The organism is Vibrio aestuarianus, from assembly GCF_028858425.1.
GTDB classification, from domain to species: domain Bacteria; phylum Pseudomonadota; class Gammaproteobacteria; order Enterobacterales; family Vibrionaceae; genus Vibrio; species Vibrio aestuarianus.
Genome location: NZ_JAKNYQ010000001.1, coordinates 853,963 through 875,509, shown reverse-complemented (window position 1 = coordinate 875,509; position 21,547 = coordinate 853,963). Strand labels below are relative to the sequence as shown.

At 43.4% G+C, this 21,547-nt stretch carries 18 protein-coding genes; 7 read left to right on the top strand and 11 right to left on the bottom strand.

Annotated features, from left to right (window positions below):
- The first annotated feature begins 102 nt into the window (after positions 1 to 102).
- The 6 genes from MCT08_RS04215 to MCT08_RS04190 all read left to right on the top strand — a co-directional run bounded on the left by MCT08_RS04215 (position 103) and on the right by MCT08_RS04190 (position 4,719).
- Positions 103 to 528, top strand: coding sequence for a DUF1499 domain-containing protein (locus tag MCT08_RS04215; protein ID WP_080996360.1), 426 nt, complete (start codon positions 103 to 105; stop codon positions 526 to 528).
- A gap of 80 nt (positions 529 to 608) precedes the next feature.
- Complete coding sequence (mtnN, locus tag MCT08_RS04210) at positions 609 to 1,304, top strand: 5'-methylthioadenosine/S-adenosylhomocysteine nucleosidase (RefSeq protein WP_168521107.1); 696 nt, start codon at positions 609 to 611, stop codon at positions 1,302 to 1,304.
- 17 nt (positions 1,305 to 1,321) lie between these two features.
- Entirely contained in the window at positions 1,322 to 2,275 is a 954-nt protein-coding gene (locus MCT08_RS04205; RefSeq protein ID WP_274677932.1) for a cobalamin biosynthesis family protein, read from the top strand.
- Position 2,276: 1 nt separating this feature from the next.
- On the top strand, positions 2,277 to 3,101 hold the full coding sequence (btuF, locus tag MCT08_RS04200) for a vitamin B12 ABC transporter substrate-binding protein BtuF (RefSeq protein WP_425609321.1): 825 nt from the start codon (positions 2,277 to 2,279) through the stop codon (positions 3,099 to 3,101).
- Positions 3,102 to 3,174: 73 nt separating this feature from the next.
- Complete coding sequence (locus MCT08_RS04195; RefSeq protein WP_053310795.1) at positions 3,175 to 3,795, top strand: TRIC cation channel family protein; 621 nt, start codon at positions 3,175 to 3,177, stop codon at positions 3,793 to 3,795.
- A 57-nt stretch (positions 3,796 to 3,852) separates the two neighbouring features.
- Entirely contained in the window at positions 3,853 to 4,719 is an 867-nt protein-coding gene (locus MCT08_RS04190) for a LysR family transcriptional regulator (RefSeq protein ID WP_274677931.1), read from the top strand.
- Here MCT08_RS04190 and MCT08_RS04185 read toward each other — a convergent pair.
- The 6 genes from MCT08_RS04185 to secA form a co-directional block, all read right to left on the bottom strand.
- Positions 4,649 to 5,428 (bottom strand): TSUP family transporter, encoded by a 780-nt coding sequence (locus MCT08_RS04185; RefSeq protein ID WP_274677930.1) that lies wholly within the window; start codon positions 5,426 to 5,428, stop codon positions 4,649 to 4,651. The two genes, MCT08_RS04190 and MCT08_RS04185, sit on opposite strands and share 71 nt — an antisense overlap.
- Before the next feature lie 270 nt (positions 5,429 to 5,698).
- On the bottom strand, positions 5,699 to 8,929 hold the full coding sequence (gene carB, locus MCT08_RS04180; protein WP_053310792.1) for a carbamoyl-phosphate synthase large subunit: 3,231 nt from the start codon (positions 8,927 to 8,929) through the stop codon (positions 5,699 to 5,701).
- A gap of 17 nt (positions 8,930 to 8,946) precedes the next feature.
- Positions 8,947 to 10,086: a glutamine-hydrolyzing carbamoyl-phosphate synthase small subunit gene (gene carA / locus MCT08_RS04175; RefSeq protein ID WP_274677929.1), complete on the bottom strand. Its 1,140-nt coding sequence runs from the start codon at positions 10,084 to 10,086 to the stop codon at positions 8,947 to 8,949.
- Positions 10,087 to 10,569: 483 nt separating this feature from the next.
- Positions 10,570 to 11,394, bottom strand: a complete 825-nt coding sequence (gene dapB / locus MCT08_RS04170; protein WP_171375415.1) for a 4-hydroxy-tetrahydrodipicolinate reductase — start codon at positions 11,392 to 11,394, stop codon at positions 10,570 to 10,572.
- A gap of 124 nt (positions 11,395 to 11,518) precedes the next feature.
- Positions 11,519 to 11,917: an 8-oxo-dGTP diphosphatase MutT gene (gene mutT, locus MCT08_RS04165; RefSeq protein WP_053310789.1), complete on the bottom strand. Its 399-nt coding sequence runs from the start codon at positions 11,915 to 11,917 to the stop codon at positions 11,519 to 11,521.
- 95 nt (positions 11,918 to 12,012) lie between these two features.
- Entirely contained in the window at positions 12,013 to 14,745 is a 2,733-nt protein-coding gene (gene secA, locus MCT08_RS04160; protein ID WP_053310788.1) for a preprotein translocase subunit SecA, read from the bottom strand.
- Positions 14,746 to 15,069: 324 nt separating this feature from the next.
- Between secA and MCT08_RS04155 the strand changes: the two genes are divergently transcribed.
- Entirely contained in the window at positions 15,070 to 15,534 is a 465-nt protein-coding gene (locus tag MCT08_RS04155) for a DUF721 domain-containing protein (protein WP_172532208.1), read from the top strand.
- Positions 15,535 to 15,590: 56 nt separating this feature from the next.
- On the opposite strand, the gene lpxC is transcribed toward MCT08_RS04155, so the two are convergent.
- The 5 genes from lpxC to murC form a co-directional block, all read right to left on the bottom strand.
- Positions 15,591 to 16,508 carry a UDP-3-O-acyl-N-acetylglucosamine deacetylase gene (lpxC, locus tag MCT08_RS04150; protein ID WP_053310786.1) on the bottom strand — a complete coding sequence of 306 codons (918 nt, stop codon included), beginning with the start codon at positions 16,506 to 16,508 and terminating at the stop codon, positions 15,591 to 15,593.
- A gap of 97 nt (positions 16,509 to 16,605) precedes the next feature.
- Positions 16,606 to 17,829: a cell division protein FtsZ gene (gene ftsZ / locus MCT08_RS04145; protein ID WP_053310785.1), complete on the bottom strand. Its 1,224-nt coding sequence runs from the start codon at positions 17,827 to 17,829 to the stop codon at positions 16,606 to 16,608.
- A 30-nt stretch (positions 17,830 to 17,859) separates the two neighbouring features.
- Positions 17,860 to 19,122: a cell division protein FtsA gene (ftsA, locus tag MCT08_RS04140; protein ID WP_053310784.1), complete on the bottom strand. Its 1,263-nt coding sequence runs from the start codon at positions 19,120 to 19,122 to the stop codon at positions 17,860 to 17,862.
- Positions 19,115 to 19,897 (bottom strand): cell division protein FtsQ/DivIB, encoded by a 783-nt coding sequence (locus MCT08_RS04135; protein WP_053310783.1) that lies wholly within the window; start codon positions 19,895 to 19,897, stop codon positions 19,115 to 19,117. The genes ftsA and MCT08_RS04135 overlap by 8 nt, the downstream gene beginning before the upstream one ends.
- A gap of 183 nt (positions 19,898 to 20,080) precedes the next feature.
- Positions 20,081 to 21,541: a UDP-N-acetylmuramate--L-alanine ligase gene (gene murC / locus MCT08_RS04130; RefSeq protein WP_274677098.1), complete on the bottom strand. Its 1,461-nt coding sequence runs from the start codon at positions 21,539 to 21,541 to the stop codon at positions 20,081 to 20,083.
- Positions 21,542 to 21,547 lie beyond the last annotated feature (6 nt).

Genomic DNA, 21,547 nt, shown 5'->3' with positions numbered 1-21,547 from the left:
AAAAAGCACAATCAACAATAATATCGTTTCAAGTAAATAAAGGATTCACGCAAAAGTGAATCCTTTTGCTTAACCTATAAAATAAATATCATAGGGAAAAAGATGCGTTTACTATTCAGTCTATTACTGTTTTCAACATTGACAGCATGCAGTCAAGGAGTTACCACCATGACCGACCGCACTGCAACACCTTGCGGTGATAAACCCAATTGTGTATCCACTCAAGATGATCGCAATGCTTTCTCGGTTTCGCCCTTCATCCTCAAAGCTGGCGTTTCTTTAGATCAAATTGAAGCTGTTGCCCTTTCTATTCCACGTTCTAAAACCGCAAGCAAAGAAGATAACTATCTACGCATTGAATATACTAGCCGTATCATGCGCTTTGTTGATGATCTTGAATTAAAAATTGATAAGCGACGATTAATCGTTCGTTCTGAATCACGCATTGGCTATTCGGATATGGGCGTTAACCGCAAGCGAGTTGAACTACTCAGAGAAAACTTAACCAAAGCCGGACTACTCGAATAAAAAGTACCTTATCGCTCTAGTGGAAAGTTTCATGTTAAACTTCAGCCAATTTTTATTATTAACCGAATAAGAGAATCCTCATGAAAATCGGCATCATTGGCGCGATGGAACAAGAAGTCGCGATTTTAAAAGACGCAATTAACAATGTGCAACAAGTAAGTAAAGCTGGTTGCACTTACTTTATCGGTCAAATCCATGGGGTGGATGTCGTACTTCTTCAATCTGGAATTGGTAAAGTAGCAGCAGCTATTGGCACGACGATTTTACTTGAAGAATACCAACCAGATGTTGTGATTAATACCGGCTCTGCGGGTGGCTTTGATGCGAGCTTAACAATGGGTGATGTGGTTATTTCTAGCGAAGTTCGCCACCACGATGCAGATGTCACCGCTTTTGGCTATGAGATGGGCCAAATGGCTGGGCAACCTGCCGCTTTTAAAGCCGATGAAACGCTGATGAACATTGCTGAAAAAGCACTGACCCAAATGGAAGATAAACACGCGGTGCGTGGTCTTATTTGTACCGGTGATGCTTTTGTCTGTACGGCTGAACGCCAAGCCTTTATCCGCCAACATTTCCCAAGTGTCATCGCGGTCGAAATGGAAGCATCAGCGGTCGCTCAAACCTGTCATCAGTTCAATGTTCCTTTTGTCGTCGTTCGCGCGATTTCAGACGTGGCAGATAAAGCGTCGCCAATGTCATTTGATGAGTTCTTGCCACTTGCAGCGCAAAGCTCCTCTGAAATGGTAATCAAAATGGTTGAGCTTCTTAAGTAAGCCAAGCGACGATCATCATGGAAGAGATGTTGAAGCCGTTTTATGCCAATGGATCGCTCCTCGTTATGTGGGGAGCGATTGTATTTCATCTCATTTTGCCCATCCCTCGTAACGCGCACCCAGTAACTTTATGGCACAAATTTGCTGAAATACTCGCCGATAAAGTCAATACCAATAACAGTTACTCGCAAAGTGTAATCTCGGGTACGCTAGCCTTGCTGCTGATGTGCTTGCCAGCACTGGCCATTCTGATTGCCCTCAAACCTCTGGTTTGGCAACCTCAACTTTTTGATTTAGCGATTCTTCTGTTGGCTTTTGATTGGCGCAGCCAAGAACAACTTGCGAACCAACTGATTAACGCTTTAGCCAAAGAAGATAAAAAACTAGCACGACGCTTACTCGCACCTTTTGTAAATAGAACGACAGAAAGTTTATCACCGCTAGGATTAGGAAAAGCGGGGGCAGAGACGATCATCATGGGCTATGGCCGCAATGTTATCGGTGTTCTATTTTGGTATGCATGCTTAGGCGCAACTGGAGCATTAATGTATCGCCTAGTGGCTGAACTCGCGAGAGCATGGTCGCCTTCTCGCCAAAGGTTTCACCCATTTGGTTTACCGGTAATACGCTTGCTCGCTATGCTAGATTTAATTCCTTTGCGCTTATTTAGTGTGTTGATCGTCATCGGTGATAAAGCATTGACCACGTTTACGGCCATGATACAGCAAAGTAAAGTCTGGCCTTTGCCGGGTCCAGGATGGCTATTAACCGCCGTCGGCAACAAATTAGAATTGTCACTTGGTGGGCCAGCCATTTACGGTGAGAAAAAAGCTATCCGAGTTAAAATTGGGGGGCGCGTCGCACCTGCTGCTATTCATTTATCTCAATTACAAAAACTGCTCGCGTGGCGAATTTTTGCTTGGCTGGTGCTAGAAAGCGCTCTACTCCTCATGATTAATCAAGGGCTATAAATTGCGCATATTGACCTTCCTTTATCTTCTATTCGTTGGGATTATCAACCCAGTTCAAGCTCAAGTAGAACGCATTATCAGCTTAGCTCCTCACGCGACAGAGCTAGCTTTTGCCGCTGGCCTTGGCGATAAAGTAGTTGCTGTTAGTGAATACAGCGACTATCCACCTCAAGCGAAAAAATTAGAAAAAGTAGCAAATTATCAAGGTATTAATTTAGAACGCATTCTAAAACTACAACCAGATTTAGTGATCGTTTGGCCTTCTGGCAACCCTGCTAAAGAGATAGCAAAACTGAAACAGCTAGGGCTAACCATTTACTCAACAGAAACCAAAACCTTAGAAGATATCGCCACCAATATCGAGCAACTCAGTCAATACGCCGATAATCCACAAATCGGGAAAAATGCGGCGCACAACTTTCGACAATCCTTAGCGATATTCAAACAGCGCTACCATACCAGTTCTAAAGTTCGTTATTTTTATCAACTCAGTGAAAAACCGATCATTACACTGGCGCAAGACAGCTGGCCTAGCGAAGTCTTTCGTTTCTGCGGTGGTGAGAATATTTTTGCCGATAGTCCATCGCCCTATCCTCAAGTGGGCATTGAACAAGTATTACTCGCTAACCCCGACGCTATATTTACTTCTGAACATGCGATCAAAAACGGTCATATGTGGTCAAAATGGCAGCAACAATTATTCGCCGTTCAGCATGACTTTGTTTGGTCTTTAACTTCAGATTGGTTAAATAGGCCAACGCCTCGCACATTGAATGCGATTGAAGAAGTATGTGATCACTTCGCACACATCCGGCAAAAACGCTAGCACTAACACGCTAAAATCTCGTACAATTCGAGCCCGAATTCTGTTCCATTAACTATAAAGAGAACCTAGTAAAATGGACTCCGTGTTGCTCTACTTGATTGATTTATTTGGTACGGCTATCTTTGCCATTTCAGGTGTATTACTTGCTGGCCGATTAAAAATGGACCCCTTTGGTGTCGTTGTATTAGCCAGTGTTACCGCCATTGGTGGCGGCACCATCCGTGATATGGCGCTCGGGGCTACTCCCGTTTTTTGGATAAAAGATACCACTTACCTTTGGGTTATTTTTATCACTTGCGTACTCACCATGTTGTTAGTTCGTCGACCTAAGCGAGTTGCTTGGTGGATATTACCTGTCTGTGATGCTATTGGTTTGGCGGTCTTTGTTGGGATCGGTGTAGAAAAAGCAATGCTTTATCAAGATTCAGCCATCGTTGCTGTCATCATGGGAGTCATTACTGGTTGTGGTGGTGGCATTATTCGCGATGTATTAGCTCGCGAAATCCCGATGGTATTACGCAGTGAAGTATACGCCACAGCATGTATTATTGGCGGCCTATTTCATACAACTGCACTGGCGATGGGCTATGATAATTCAAGCGCTTTTATCGCTGGAGTACTTTCAACGCTCATCATTCGATTAGGTGCAATTCGTTGGCATTTGTCACTGCCCACATTTGCACTTAATAAGTAACCTCAGCTCGAAATAATAGTGTAGAGTAGGCTCACCTATTCCCAATGCTCTTTAATTATGCTGCTTGAAGGTATCGAAACCTTGCTTATGTTAAGCAAAGAAAAAACCATGAGCCGAACCGGCAGTTTGCTCTATATTAGCCAATCTGCGGTGAGTAAGCGTATTGCTAATTTAGAAAAGAGACTCGGGAAGAAACTTATTGAGCCTGATGGGCGGCAGATAAAACTGACCACCGACGCACTGGCTCTAGTTGAGAGTATTGGTCCAAGCTTCAATGAGTTATGTGGTTTAATCTTCGATCAGCAAGCACTGACTGATGATACCTTAATCAAACTCGACTGTTCAGAAACCTTGGTCGCTGGTTACCTAAATGTGGCAATGGGCCGCTATCTACAGCAAGATAAATTCATAACTATCACGACCAACCACACACCGAGAATTGTGCAACATGTGCAATCAGGAAAAGCAACACTTGGGTTCTGTGCAGGTTACTTACCAGCTAATCATGGATTAATGGCTTTCCACCTAGCCGATGAACCCTTTTATATCGTCAGCCAAACGCCACTAACGTGCTTACCAACACAATTAGTCACTAATGATTTGTCCAACCCTGCAAATACTTATCAGCTTGATATATTAGCCAAATTGGCAATCACGCCCTTGATGGAAATGGACTCATACACGGCTTCAGCACAATTAGCATTAGGGGGAATGACGCCAGCACTAGTCCCCTTGTCCGTAATTAAAACACTCAATATCAAGCCACAATATTGTTTTGATTTCGACCAATTACAGGCGCTTGTCCGCCCCATCCATATTTGTTTGCGTAGCAGTAGTTATCGCTCACCAAGGATTAAAAAATTGATTGAAACCATTGCGGATGCTGTTGCCAAAGAAGTTTCGCTGCCATCAGCATTGACATAACAATAACCAACGGACGAATCCATTTCTGCCCTTTTGTGACGACCACTTTAGCTCCCATTCTCGCACCGATAAAACCACCGACAGCCATCACCAAACCAATTTCCCAAATAGGTAATCCCGCAATCAAGAAGAATAGTAACGCCGCGACGTTAGAGGTGAAGTTAAGTAGCTTAGTTCTTGCCGTTGCTTCAACTAAGGAAAAGTGACCAAGCACAACAAAACAAACCGTGAAAATAGAACCAGTGCCGGGGCCAAAAAAACCATCATAAAAGCCTACACCACCACCGATCAAAAAAGCAAAAAGTCCTTCTGATAGTCGGGGATTACCCTGGACCGCTTTAGTTTGTGGAGCCAACAAAAAATACAGCGAAATACTAATAAGAAGAATAGGAATTAAACTGGTTAGTAAACTCGCATCAATATGCTGAACCAACTCTGCACCACAAGCTGAACCAATAAAAGTGCAAGCTATTGCAAGTTTCATCTCTTTCAGGCTTACCATGCCATTACGCACGAAATACCAAGTCGCTGAAAAACTACCAAAGGAGCTTTGTAGTTTATTGGTTGCAAGAGCTTGAGCTGGAGGCACACCCGCTGCCAATAAAGCAGGTAGCGTTAGTAACCCACCACCTCCCGCCATTGCATCAATGAAACCAGCAGCGCTGGCAACCAAAAAAAGCAGTCCTAAAACCTCAATTGAAATATCCATTTAATCCTTAATCGCTGCGTTATTTTGCTCACGCTAACACTGAACAATCGTTGCTAAAAGAGAAAATCACGCCTTCAATTCATTCCAAATATTCATCAATTAAATTAATACTCACAATGTACTAAACAACCTAACTAAAGTGATATGCCCTTCCTACTTGAAGTTGTTTGGATGTAGTTCTCTTAAACAAAAAAAGCCCGCTTAATTTAGCGGGCAATGAGGTTGTCATGTAGCTCTGAGAGCTACTGATTTATTATTTTTTTAGCTAGCTTAAGCTAAGTTAGCTTTAACTTGTGCGTGCAACTCTTGAACTGATGTCACTGATGATTTTGCATCTGCCGTATGAGACATACAGGTTGCAAAAGCAGCGTTCAGAGTTGTGGTGTAGTTCACTTTCTCAGCCAATGCGCCACGACGTAGAACTTTAGAGTCTTCAATCGCTTGGCGACCCGCGGCGGTATTGATGATATAGGTGTATTCATTATTCTTGATTCGGTCAAGAATATGAGGGCGACCTTCATGAACCTTGTTGACTAAGCGTGGATTAATACCAGCTTCGCCCAAAATGACCGCAGTACCATGAGTTGCATCGAGTTGGTAACCCAATTTAACCAGCTTAGAAGCCAAATCAACTACTCGTTGTTTGTCACCTTCACGAACCGATAGCAATGCGCGACCACCTTCAGGGTAAACATTCCCACAACCAAGCTCTGCTTTAGCGTATGCTTCAGCAAACGTTGCACCCACACCCATTACTTCACCTGTTGAGCGCATTTCTGGGCCTAACAGTGGGTCAACACCTGGGAATTTATTAAACGGTAGTACCACTTCTTTTACCGAGTAGTAAGGTGGGATAATCTCTTTGGTGAAGCCTTGCGACTCTAGAGATTGGCCAGCCATTACACGCGCTGCAATTTTTGCCAGTGGAGCGCCCGTTGCTTTTGAAACAAACGGTACAGTACGAGCAGCACGAGGGTTAACTTCAATTAAGTAAACTTCGTTATCTTTAACCGCAAACTGTGTATTCATTAGGCCACGAACACCCAATTCAAACGCCAGTTTTTCAACTTGCTCGCGCATCACATCTTGGATTTCTTGGCTTAACGTGTAAGCCGGAAGAGAACATGCTGAGTCACCAGAGTGAACACCCGCTTGTTCGATGTGCTCCATGATACCGCCAATCACAACGCGCTCACCATCACAGATAGCATCGATATCGACTTCCACTGCATCATCTAGGAAACGGTCAAGCAGTACTGGTGATTCATTCGAAACGCTAACCGCTTCGTTGAAGTAGCGACGTAAATCCTGTTCGTCATAGACGATTTCCATCGCACGACCACCGAGAACATAAGAGGGGCGAACCACGAGAGGGAAACCGATATCTTTCGATTTTTCAATCGCTTGCTCCATAGTCGTTACGGTTGCGTTTTCTGGCTGAAGCAAACCTAAACGGTCAACAGCTTGTTGAAAACGCTCACGGTCTTCTGCGCGGTCAATAGCGTCAGGGCTTGTACCAATGATTGGCACACCAGCAGCTTCAAGTGCGCGAGCCAATTTCAATGGTGTTTGACCACCGTATTGCACAATCACGCCTTTTGGTTTTTCTACGCGTACGATAGAAAGTACATCTTCTAATGTTACTGGTTCAAAGTAGAGACGATCCGATGTGTCGTAATCCGTTGAAACCGTTTCAGGGTTACAGTTAACCATGATGGTTTCATAACCGTCTTCACGCAGTGCAAGAGAAGCATGCACACAGCAGTAGTCAAATTCAATACCTTGGCCGATACGGTTAGGACCACCACCAAGTACCATGATTTTGTCTTTATCTGTTGGCTGCGCTTCACACTCTTCATCATAAGAAGAATACATATAAGCCGTGTCAGATGAGAATTCTGCCGCACAAGTATCCACACGTTTGTAAACTGGATGAATATCATGTTGGTCACGCATACGACGAATTTCGCTTTCCGAAACACCAAGTAAGGTTGAAAGACGCGCGTCAGAGAAGCCTTTGCGTTTCATTTTGCGCAGAACATCAGCGTTCAAGCCCGCAAAACCACCCGCTTTAACCTCTTGTTCCATCTTGACTAATTCTTCGATTTGCACAAGGAACCAACGGTCGATGTTGGTTAGGTTAAATACACCATCGACTGACAAACCGGCGCGAAATGCATCAGCAATGTACCAAATACGTTCAGCACCCGCTTCTTTTAGCTCATGACGAATAGTAGTCAGCGCATCTGGTGCGTCTAGATCAACCATTTCATCTAAACCGTTTACACCGATTTCTAAACCACGCAATGCTTTTTGTAATGACTCTTGTTGGTTACGACCAATGGCCATAACCTCACCCACCGACTTCATCTGTGTCGTCAAGCGGTCATTAGCACCAGCGAATTTCTCGAAGTTAAAACGAGGGATCTTGGTAACAACGTAGTCAATCGTTGGTTCAAACGAAGCCGGAGTCGCGCCACCTGTGATGTCGTTCATTAGCTCATCTAAGGTAAAACCAACCGCCAGTTTCGCTGCGACTTTAGCAATAGGGAAACCTGTTGCTTTAGATGCTAGAGCAGAAGAGCGAGATACACGCGGGTTCATTTCGATGATGACCATACGGCCATCTTTCGGATTGATACCAAACTGTACGTTTGAACCGCCCGTTTCAACGCCGATTTCACGCAATACTGCTAGCGATGCATTACGCATCAATTGATATTCTTTGTCGGTTAGCGTTTGCGCCGGTGCCACTGTGATTGAGTCACCCGTATGGATGCCCATTGGGTCAAAGTTTTCAATCGCACAAACAATGATACAGTTGTCCGCTTTATCGCGAACGACTTCCATTTCATATTCTTTCCAACCAATCAAAGACTCATCAATAAGGAGTTCATTGGTTGGAGAAAGATCGAGACCACGACGACAAATTTCTTCGAACTCTTCTTTGTTATACGCAATACCACCACCGGTACCACCCATAGTAAAAGATGGACGAATGATACAAGGGAAGCCGACCATTTCTTGAACGCGATAAGCTTCTTCCATCGTTTTTGCTGTATCGGCACGAGGACAGGCTAAACCGATAGATTTCATTGCCTTATCAAAACGTGAACGGTCTTCCGCTTTATCAATCGCATCAGCCGTTGCGCCAATCATTTCAACACCGAACTCAGCAAGCACACCGTGCTTTTCTAAATCAAGTGCACAGTTAAGCGCCGTTTGACCGCCCATAGTTGGCAATACAGCATCTGGACGTTCTTTTTCAATAATCTTGCGTACCACTTCCCAATGAATTGGCTCGATGTAAGTTGCATCAGCCATCTCAGGATCAGTCATAATAGTGGCAGGGTTTGAGTTAACCAAAATAACTCGATAACCCTCTTCGCGCAGCGCTTTACAGGCTTGAGCGCCTGAGTAGTCAAATTCACATGCCTGACCGATAACGATCGGGCCAGCACCTAGAATTAGAATACTTTTAATGTCAGTACGTTTTGGCATTGTCTACTACTCCGAAATTAAGCGCTGTGTTTTTTAATTAGTTCGATAAAGTGATCGAAAAGCGGGGCTGCATCATGTGGGCCAGGACTTGCTTCAGGGTGACCTTGAAAGCTAAATGCTGGTTTATCCGTGCGATGAATGCCTTGTAATGAGCCATCAAAGAGTGACTTATGTGTCGCTCGAAGGTTTTCAGGCAACGTCGCTTCGTCCGCAGCAAAGCCGTGGTTTTGTGATGTAATCATCACTACATTGCGATCTAAATCTTTGACCGGGTGGTTCGCACCATGGTGGCCAAACTTCATTTTTACTGTTTTTGCACCGGAAGCTAATGCCAAAATTTGGTGTCCTAGACAGATACCAAAGACCGGTAATTCTTTGTCTAAGAATACTTTGGTCGCTTCAATCGCATAAGTACATGGTTCTGGGTCACCAGGGCCGTTTGATAAAAAGACACCATCTGGTTTTAGCGCAAGAACTTCTTCAGCTGAAGTTTGAGCTGGTACAACAGTTAAGCGGCAGCCTCGGTCAACCAACATGCGTAAGATGTTGCGCTTTGCTCCGAAATCGTAGGCAACAACGTGATATGGCAACTCGCTGTCATCTTTCGCTTCTGGAAGCCCACCTTCAAGCGTCCACGAACCTTGTTTCCATTGATACGCTTCTTTTGTTGTAACCTCTTTCGCAAGATCCATTCCTTTTAAGCCAGGGAATTCTTTAGCTTTCGTTAGCGCCAATGCTTGATCTAAGTTATCACCAGCCATAATGCAGCCATTCTGTGCACCTTTCTCACGCAAAATACGAGTTAGCTTACGAGTATCGATATCAGCAATGCCGACGATATTTTGTGATTTCAGGTAATCGGAAAGGGATTTTTCATTACGGAAGTTAGAAGCGATAAGAGGGAGATCGCGAATCACAAGGCCTTGTGCATGAATGGAAGAAGATTCTTCGTCTTCGGAATTGGTTCCGGTATTGCCTATGTGAGGGTAAGTGAGAGTAACGATTTGTTGAGAATAAGAAGGATCAGTGAGGATTTCTTGGTACCCCGTCATCGAGGTATTAAAAACGACTTCACCGACAGACGTTCCATCAGCTCCAATGGATACACCGTGGAACACCGTCCCATCTTCTAGGACTAACAGTGCTGATTTACTCAAGACAACCTCCAGGAATAAAAATGCAAAAAAAATAAATTAAACTGCAAATCTGTCTTCCTTTTCGCCATAAGGTAGCGCTATAGGGTGATTTAGACAAATTGGCGGTATTCTAAAGATCGCTGTGATTCCTGTCAACATTTGATAACAAATAAAACTTACATTTAAAGCCTTACACACTAAAAGAGCCATCAAACCATTAAAAAAGCACATTTAACTCATCAAAACGCAAAAAAGGTTTCAATAAACACCACTATATCAATCGACAACGTAATTTCAAAGCAAGCCATTCAAAACAAACAGACGCAAACGTTACTTAAAGCAAAAAGCAGTAAACTTTTGGAAGGTTAAGACAGAAAACAACCCAAACAAAGAGAAATAACACATTAAAGTGTGAATTAATGAAGATATGCAGGAAGATAACTAAAGAGGGAGATTAGTAAAAAAAACAGATGCGCCAGTATTTACTGGCGCATAATTATGTAATTAAAGATCGTTCAAACCCAATACATCCGTCATGCTATAAAAGCCAGCTGGTTTATCATTTAACCAAACAGCAGCTTTAACGGCACCATTGGCAAATGTCATGCGATCTGTCGCTTTGTGAGTAATCTCAACACGCTCACCAATATCGGCAAACATTGCCGTATGTTCACCAACAATGTCACCAGCGCGAATCGTGGCAAAGCCAATTTCATCTTTACTTCGCTCACCAGTAATGCCTTCACGAGCATACACCGCCACATCACTTAATTTATTACCCATCGCTCCAGCAATTGCTTCTCCCATACCGATTGCGGTTCCTGAAGGGGCATCCACTTTATGGCGATGGTGAGCTTCGACAATCTCAATGTCACAGTAATCACCCATCACTCTAGCGGCCTTTTCAAGCAACTTAAAGACTAGGTTCACGCCAACACTGTAGTTGGGAGCCATAACAATTGAGATCTGTTGCGCTGCTGACTCGATGATCGCTTTTTCTGCTTCAGAAAAACCAGTCGTGCCAATCACCAATTTTTTACCGTGTTTTTTGCACAGTTCAATATTCGCTAATGTGCTTACAGGAGCAGTAAAATCGATAATCACATCAAAGTGATCAATCGCATTTTGTAGATTATCGACTAAAGCGATATCAAATCGACCTTCACCACATAATTCACCGATATCGACACCGACCAGCGACGATTCTGGACGTTCAGAACCAGCCCCCACTTGAGCATTTGGGTTTTGATAAGTGGCTTTAACTAGGTTGCGGCCCATTCTGCCCGCAGCTCCTGCAATCGCAATTCTCACCATTGCGTTTTTCTCCATTGTTACGCTATCAACCTAAACTGATATCGTTTTATACATTCAAGGTGTTTCTTTAAACTATCAACAATTAATCGCGGTGGCTAGGGCGTGTTGACCGTTGGACGATAAATTTTGTTCAAAATACTTAGGCAAACTCTTTTACTACTCGCTCCAATATCGGTCGATTCGCCTCAGGAAAAGCGTAGTCAATCAGGTGTGCAACAGGTACCCACTGACCTTGCTGACCTTCTTTGCCATAGGGTTGATGGTTAAATTGAGTCACACATATAAAATCAAACTTTAGGGCTTTATCTGCATAGTCAAACTCTAAGTATTGGTAAGGTGATTGTTCGGTAACATCAATACCGATCTCCTCATTGAGCTCACGAGTAATCGCTTGCTCTACCGTTTCACCAACTTCCAGCTTGCCTCCTGGGAATTCCCAGTACCCACCTTTATGTAAATGTTCTGGTCGCTTTGTAATATAAACTTCTGATTTATCGGCATTAAAAATAATAGCAGCAACAATATGCACACGTTTCATATTAACTCCAATTTAGCTCTAACCTCACAGTAGGTTAAAGAATATTTAGTTAAAAAAAGAGCCGCTTAAGCGACTCTTTACTCAATAAATAGTGATTAACCTATTTGCCCATGGCACTGTTTGTACTTTTTACCGCTACCACAAGGGCAAGGTTCATTACGACCAACTTTGCGCTCTTCGCGCACCATAGGTTGGTGAGCATGCTCATCCGTTTCATCACTGCCTTCGGCTAATGGATTTTCAGCATTTTGATGCTGGAACTGCTGGCGACGCGCGGCTTCTTCAGCTTGCGCTTGACGCTGAGCTTCCATACGTTCAACTTCTTCTTGCTGCTGCACACGTACTTTCGACAAAATAGTGATCACATCAGTCTTCAAAGAGTCCAACATATCTTCAAACAGTTCAAATGACTCACGCTTGTACTCTTGTTTCGGGTTCTTTTGTGCATAACCGCGTAAATGAATACCTTGACGCAAGTGATCCATTGCAGCTAAGTGCTCTTTCCACAAGGTATCGAGCGTTTGCAGCATGACGGATTTTTCGAAATTACGAAGTACTGACGCACCAACGGTTTCTTCTTTAGCACGATAAACATTAACGGCTTCTTCAAGAATTCGCTCGCGTAACGCCTCTTCATACAATTTGTCGTCGGCATCGAGCCAAGCTTGAATTGGAAGCGTTAAATCAAAGTCGTTTTTCAGACGCTCTTCTAATCCGGTAATATCCCACATATCTTCTAAAGATTGAGGTGGAATGTATTCGCTGATCACTGAAGTAAAGACGTCTTGGCGGTTTAACTCAATCATGTCACTGATATCATCAGCATCCATCAGTTCATCACGTAACTCGTAAACCACTTTACGTTGGTCGTTCGCAACATCATCGTATTCAAGAAGCTGTTTACGAATATCAAAGTTACGACCTTCCACTTTTCGTTGTGCTTTTTCAATGGAGCGCGACAGCATCTTACTTTCAATCGCTTCACCTTCATCCATACCACTTTGGATCAAACTTGCCATGCGATCTGAGGTAAAAATTCTCAGTAGAGAGTCTTCCATTGAAAGGTAGAAACGCGATGAACCCGCATCCCCCTGACGACCAGACCGGCCACGTAGCTGGTTATCAATACGGCGAGATTCATGACGTTCAGTACCGATAATATGTAAACCACCCGACGCTAATACTTGATCGTGAACGATTTTCCATTCTGCTTTGATCGCATCAATTTGTTCTTGTGTTGGGTTATCTAACTGCTCTATTTGAGCCTGCCAACTGCCACCCAGAACAATATCCGTACCACGACCAGCCATGTTTGTAGCAATGGTCACAGCACTTGGTGTACCCGCTTGCGCGACAATTTCCGCTTCTTTCTCGTGGAATTTAGCATTCAATACATTATGTTTAACTTTGGCTTTTTTCAGAGCATTAGAGAGCAACTCTGATTTTTCAATCGAAACGGTACCCACCAAGGTTGGTTGACCTTTTTCGACGCGCTCTTTGATATCTTCAATGATCGCAGCAAATTTCTCAGCTTCAGTACGATACACCACATCGGGCATGTCATTACGCACCATCGGTTTATTGGTCGGGATAACAACCGTTTCTAAACCATAAATCGATTGGAATTCGAATGCTTCAGTATCCGCAGTACCCGTCATACCTGACAATTTGTTGTATAGGCGGAAGAAGTTCTGGAAGGTAATCGATGCGAGAGTTTGGTTCTCGTTTTGGATTTTAACGCCTTCTTTTGCTTCTACTGCTTGGTGTAAACCTTCAGACCAACGACGCCCAGGCATAGTACGGCCAGTATGCTCATCAACGATGACCACTTCACCATCGTCATTGACGATGTAGTCGACATTCTTTTCAAATAGCACATGGGCACGTAGCGCCGCGTTGACGTGATGCAACAAACTGATGTTAGTTGGTGAGTAAAGCGTGTCTCCCTCTTCCATCAAACCATTTTTAACCATCAATTCTTCTACGAATTCTTGGCCTGTTTCGGTTAGGTGTACCTGCTTAGATTTTTCATCAACGGTGTAGTGACCGTCACCACGATATTCTTCAGAATCTTCTTTATCCTGCTTCTGTAGTAACGGGATGAGCGTGTTAATACGGATATAGAGTTCAGAGCTATCTTCTGCAGGGCCTGAAATTATCAGCGGTGTACGAGCTTCATCAATAAGAATCGAGTCCACTTCATCGACAACAGCAAAGAAGCGCTCACGTTGTACACGGTCTTCTTTACGAAATGCCATATTGTCACGCAGATAATCGAAACCAAATTCATTATTGGTTCCGTAAAGAATATCAGCTTGGTAAGCGACTTTCTTTTCTTGAGGTGGCATGTTCGGCACATTAATGCCAACTGTCATGCCAAGAAATTCAAATAACGGACGGTTGGTTTCTGCGTCACGTTTGGCTAAGTAATCATTGACCGTTACGATATGCACGCCTTTACTTGGCAATGCATTTAGATAAGCAGGTAAAGTTGCGGTTAATGTTTTACCTTCACCCGTACGCATTTCTGCGATTTGGCCAGCATTCAATACCATGCCACCAATTAACTGAACGTCGAAATGGCGCATACCATATACACGCTTAGAAGCTTCACGTACTGTGGCAAATGCCTCAGGAAGCAATTGGTCTAGGGTTTCCCCCTGTTCCAAGCGCTGACGAAACTCAACCGTTTTAGCTTTTAATTCTTCATCGGTCAGTGTTTCAAAAGTCGGTTCGTAGCTGTTGATCTCTTTTACAATTTTTCTAAGGCGGCGCAGTGTTCGGTCATTGCGACTGCCAATTACCTTTGTCAGTAGCTTAGTTATCATGTGTTAGGAATCTCTCTTTCTTAGATCGCTTTCGATCTACTCTTAATGCCGTCAGTCTCTACCAGTTTTGAACTAAGGATACTGAGATAAATCATGTATCACAGACATTGTGGCGGTAAGGTATATTTTCAAGGCATTAAATGATTATGTGGCGCATAGTTTAAGGATTTTTTGTCACAACAACCAATATCAAAACTATTTGTTTGAAGCGCACATAATTTTTATTGAGTTTTGAACAGTACTTGAACAACAAAATGGCGTTGTTGCTATACACTTCCAGCCCATGGCCATAGAATGAAAGAGTTGTATTAAGAGGTAGAGACTATGCGCGATCATCGCCCCACTTTAACAAAAGAGCTGATCAGCGATTCATCACTGCGTAAAATTCAAGAACATGCCAGCGAGATCATTGCCTTAAATAAAGTATTGCAAACTTTATTACCTAAAGGCACTGCAGATCATGTACGTGCGGCAAATGTACGTGGTGGACATCTGATTGTGGAAGTGGCGAGTGCAGCAATTAAAATGAAATTGGAATATGACCGCCTACACTTGCTTAATCAATTACGCTCTCAAGGTTTTGCAAAGTTAGTCAGCATTGAGCTAAAGATTAATCCTGGGTTATATCGTAATCGAGGAAAAAAAGATGAAAAAGAGGTCATTGCCAGACCACCACTTTCTGAAAATGCAGCTCAAGTGTTGTTGATGGTTGCTGACCATGCACCACCAAAAATCAAAAAACGTTTAGAAAATATCGCTAAGTTGGCTAAACAAAAAAATAATAAGTAGAAACAATGGATACAAAAAAGCCAGACATCTGTCTGGCTTTTTATTGATTCGTTCTATTACGCAAGAACCATATTTGGTTCCGCGAAAGCTACTGGAGAACCAACTTCTTCTTCGAAAGTCGCCCATTCCCATGCTTCTTGGTCAGCCAGAACGGCGCGCAATAATTGGTTATTGAGACCATGACCTGATTTATAGGCACGGAATTCACCAATGATAGCATGACCACACATATAAAGGTCACCGATAGCATCAAGTACTTTATGCGTAACGAATTCATTCGCAAAACGAAGACCTTCTTCATTAAGGATTCGGTACTCATCCAACACGATCGCGCAATCAAAACTACCACCTAAACAAAGGTTTTGTGATTGCAAATATTCGATATCACGCATAAAGCCAAAAGTACGGGCTCTTGAAATCTCTTTCACAAAACCTTGTGAAGAAAAATCAAACACCATGCGCTGTTCATCAGAATCAATCGCTGGGTGTTGGAATTCAATTTCAAAATCCATTCTGAAGCCGTTGTGAGGCACTAACTCTGCCCACTTATCTCCGTCTTCAAATCGCACAGGCTTTTTAATACGAATAAAACGCTTCGGTGCACTTAATGTTTCAATACCAGCTTGCTGCAACAAGTACACAAATGGACTTGCACTGCCATCCATGATCGGAATTTCAGGCGCATCAACTTCGATAATGACGTTATCAATACCCATGCCTGCAAGCGCCGCATTTAGGTGCTCAACAGTAGAAATACGGATACCTTGATCATTAACCAATGCTGTACACAGCATTGTGTCACGAACAGATTCAGGGTCAGCAGGGAAATCAACAGGAGGATTTACGTCAGTACGGCGGTAAATAATTCCCGTATTTGCAGCGGCAGGTCGAAGCGTTAATGTGACTTTACGACCAGAGTGAAGGCCCACCCCAGTTGTTTTCACTATTTCTTTCAGAGTACGTTGTCTGATCATCTACTTGCCTCTATGTCAGTGCTACAAAACACGGTCAGTTAAGTACCGACCGCGAATGCTACCATAATTTTGAACAGTGTCAAATTATGTCTAATTTTTAATCAGCCTGACGACGTAAAAATGCTGGGATATCTAGGTACCCACTTTCTTTCTCTGCTTTTGGTGCTGTGCTTTGTCCTGCACCAGAAGAAGATGAAACCGTTGACGACGATGCTGATTGCGGTTTTACCTCAACTTTTTCTTGCAAAGGCTGTGCCGCTTTTTCTTCAACTTTGGCCGCTGGTTGCTGAGCCATTTGTTGCGTCTGAACCGTTGGTGCCACTTTCGCTTTACCGCCAGCCACAAGCGTAATATCTGGTTTTTTCTCAGTACCAATACCAGTTGCGACAACGGTCACGCGAATTTCATCCGCCATATCAGGATCTAATGATGTGCCTATAACAACCGTAGCGTTATCAGAAGCGAATGCTTTAACAGTATTACCCACTGTTTCGAATTCATCTAGGCGCATATCCAAACCAGCAGTAATGTTAACAAGCACACCACGAGCACCAGCAAGGTCAATATCTTCCAAAAGAGGGCTAGAAATTGCCATCTCTGCCGCTTCTTCTGCGCGATCTTCACCTTTTGCCACTCCGCTACCCATCATGGCATGACCCATTTCAGACATCACTGTGCGTACATCAGCAAAGTCGACGTTAATCATGCCAGGGCGAGTAATTAGCTCAGCAATACCTTGAACGGCATTTTTAAGTACGTCATTCGCGCTAGCAAAAGCTTCAAGTAAGGTGATGCCGCGACCTAATACTTTAAGTAGCTTTTCATTTGGAATAGTAATCAGAGAATCAACATGCTTAGATAACTCTTCAATTCCTTGCTCAGCAAAAGCTAAGCGTTTTTTCCCTTCAAAGCTAAAAGGTTTAGTCACAACAGCAACCGTAAGAATACCAAGTTCTTTTGCTACTTCTGCAATAACAGGAGCTGCACCAGTACCGGTACCACCGCCCATACCAGCTGCGATAAACACCATATCGGCACCAGTCAGAACTTCTTTAATTCTTTCTCGGTCTTCAAGAGCTGCATCACGTCCAACTTGCGGATTCGCACCAGCACCCAAACCTTTAGTGATATCACCACCAATTTGAATGACACTGCTTACGCTTGTTTTACGAAGTGCTTGCGCATCGGTATTGACACTGATGAATTCCACGCCTTCGATGGACTCACGCACCATGTGTTCAACAGCGTTACCGCCACCACCACCAACTCCAACGACTTTAATTACAGCATCGTCAGACATTTCCATCATCGGTTCAAACATGTGTTATCTCCGTTTTCCCTGCAACTCAGGTTAAAACTCTTTTTGTATCCAGTTACGCAAACGACCAATTAAGCCCGACATTGATTGGCGTTTAGGTTCGCTGTATTCAGTGTCATCATTAATTTGACTATCTTTTGCGTAATGAAGTAAACCAACTGCCGTAGAATGATACGGCTCTTTTACGTAATCAGTGAGGCCACTAACCTCTAGAGGTTTGCCTACTCGAACTTGGTTGCGGAAAACACGTTCCGCACATTCTACCAACCCTTCAATTTGTGCAGCACCACCAGTTAAAACCACACCAGCAGCTAAATGATGTTTTATACCATTTTTACGCAAATTATCTTGGACGGTATCGATAGTTTGGTTAACTAACCCCATTAATTCAGTGTAGCGGGGCTCTATCACTTCCGACAAGGTTTGCCTTTGCAAACTTCTTGACGGTCTGCCACCAACACTCGGGACGTTAACCGTATCGTCCTTGCTCACCAGTTCGCTCAGCGCACAGCCATATTTCACTTTAATTTCTTCAGCATCACTGACTGGCGTGCCAAAAGCAAAAGCAATATCACTGGTTACTGCGTTTCCTGCGTATGAAAACACTTCAGTATGTCGCAAGGCTCCACCTGTCCAGATGGCAATATCCATAGTCCCTGCGCCAATATCGACCACGCAAACACCAAGTTCTCGTTCATCTTCAGTGATCACAGCATTACTTGCCGCTAAACCGGAATAAACAAGTTGCTCAACTTTCAAGCCACAACGTTCTACCGCTTTAATAATATTTCTCGCCATATCATTGTGGCAAGAAATAAGATGTACGCTCACTTCCATGCGTACACCAGATAAACCAAGCGGGTTTTTAATCCCCTCTTGGTAATCAATCGTAAATTCTTGAGGAATCACGTGCAATATTCTTTGCTCTTCCCCAATTTTTATAGACTTTGCCGTATGAATCGCTCGATCCATGTCTTCTTGAGAAACTTCTTCATCAGAAATAGTTCCCATGCCTTTTTCAATACGGCTCGCAATATGTTTCCCTGATAAAGATAAAAACACAGTGCTAATTTGGCATTCGGCCATTAATTCAGCTTGATCAACCGCTCTTTGGACAGATTTAACCACCGATTCAAGATCGTTAACTCCGCCTTTATCCATCCCGCGAGATGGGCTCGTTCCAGCGCCAATAATATTAATTTGACCGTCAGGCAGTATTTCACCGACTAGAGCTGATACGGTTGCAGTGCCTATATCAAGACCAACAATAATGTTGTCATCAGCGGTCTTAGTCATCTGTACTCTCTTGTGCTAACGCTTGTTCAGGGAACCAGCCTACAGCGGCTCCCGTATCATACCTGAGGTCGATATAGCTGACTTGGTCAGCTTTTCTACCTAAATTCTTATACAGAGAAACAAAACGAGCGATACGCTCATCTAATGACTCTTTACCTAGCTCTAAACGAATACCATTATCTAAAATGATTTGCCAAGCTCGGCGTTCATTAAGAACCAGTGAAGATATATTTAACCCTAATGATTGAAATTTAGGGTTCGTTTTATTCCATACATCCAAGACTTCTTGGTTACTTCCTTCGGGGCCATAAAGCTTAACTCTATCGCCTTTAAGTTGACCAATATCACCATTGAATACAGTGCCCTGCTCGTCTAATAAGGAATTACCATTCCAGATCGCCGTTGCTTGATATTCAGTTAAAAACACCTTAACGGTATCAGGCCATTGCTTGCGGATTGAGGCATGGGCGACCCAAGGGATTGCCTTAACACTCGACTGCAGCACATCAATATCTTGTGACATGAAAGTACCGATATGATCTAACTTAGCAAGAGCACGCTGAACATCTAGTGAAGATACGTATTGCAACTCACCTTGTAAGACAATTTTTGATAGCGGTAATCGCTGGCCATCCCACATCCAACTTAATGTTGAATAGATAAGAGAACCAATCAACAACAACACCACTAGAAAAAAAACACCGCCCAATGCATGTTGTTTCACTAGTGATGAACGGGATACACGCTGGCTTTCATTGAATATACTGATTAACAAAGCCTGATGTTCCTGTTTTCAAATCGCAATCTCATGCCCTATTTAGTTAGCAATAGAGGTAAAAAGCACTGACTTTAACCTTCGGATTATACTGAGGTAGCTAAAAGTATCAAACATTGAAAGCAAGAAATCTGGACTTGATACCATCTTAGTCAATATTGATACACCAATAAGCTGTATAAATTAAAGTTTCTGCATTTTATTGATATTTAGCTCAAGTGTAGCTAGCTGTTTAGCTACTTTGCCGACATCGCCAGCCCCTTGAGTCAATACCAAGTCACCATCTTGCAATACATTAGCGAGAACCGGTGGTAAGGTTTTGCTGTCAGATACAAAAATTGGGTCAATTTTGCCTCGACTACGGATAGTTCGACATAATGATCGACCATCAGCGCCTGCGATTGGTTTTTCACCTGCAGAGTAAACATCCAACATCAGCAACACATCGACCTGCTCAAGGACATTGGCAAAATCATCGTATAAATCTCGGGTACGACTATAGCGATGCGGTTGGAAGATCATCACTAAGCGCTTATCTTGCCAACCACTGCGCGCAGCCTTAATGGTAACGTCTACTTCCGTTGGGTGATGGCCATAATCATCAACTAACATCGCGCAACCATTACCGGTTTCAAATTCGCCCAAATGATCAAATCGACGACCAGTACCTTCGGTGTTCGCCATGGCGGTTAAAATCGCACCATCACTGATATCATCTTCGGTTGCAACCGCAATAGCTGCAGCCGCATTCAAGGCGTTGTGTCGACCTGGTATATTAAGGGTGATATCAAGATTGGCCTTGCCTTTACGCACTACCGTAAACTTACCTTGTTGACCTTTTTGATGATAGTTTTCAATGCGCACATCTGCATCTTCAGAAAAACCGTACGTAATAACTTGACGACTAATTCTAGGGATAAGTTCACGAACGACCGGGTCATCGATACACACAATAGCCTGGCCATAAAACGGTAAGTTGTGTAGAAAATCGATAAAGGTTTGCTTCAGTGTCTCGAAATCACCACCATAAGTGTCCATATGATCCGCTTCAATGTTAGTAACAATGCTCACCATTGGTTGTAAATGCAAAAATGAAGCATCACTCTCATCAGCCTCAGCAATTAAAATACGGCTAGAGCCTAAACGTGCATTGGTACCTGCACTTTTCACCAGCCCACCATTAACAAATGTTGGATCAAGCCCAGCTTCAGAATAAATTTGAGTCACTAATGCTGTGGTCGTGGTTTTACCATGCGTCCCCGCCACGGCAATACCATGACGAAAACGCATTAGCTCAGCAAGCATTTCAGCTCGACGTACAATCGGAATACGCAATTCTCGAGCGGCTTTAAGCTCCGGATTTTGCTCATTGATCGCTGTTGAAACCACAACAACGCTCGCCTGTTCAATATTACTCGCTTGGTGGCCGAAAAAAATCGTCGCGCCTTTACTCTCTAATCGTTCCGTCACTGGGTTAGACGCCATGTCAGAACCGGTAATTTGATAACCTTCGTTAAGTAGTACTTCAGCAATACCACTCATGCCAGCACCGCCAATACCAACAAAATGGATACACTTAACACGGCGCATCTCTGGCACCATAGCGCGGATTTGAGCTAAATCTTGAGTATGTTTAATGGTCATGAAAAG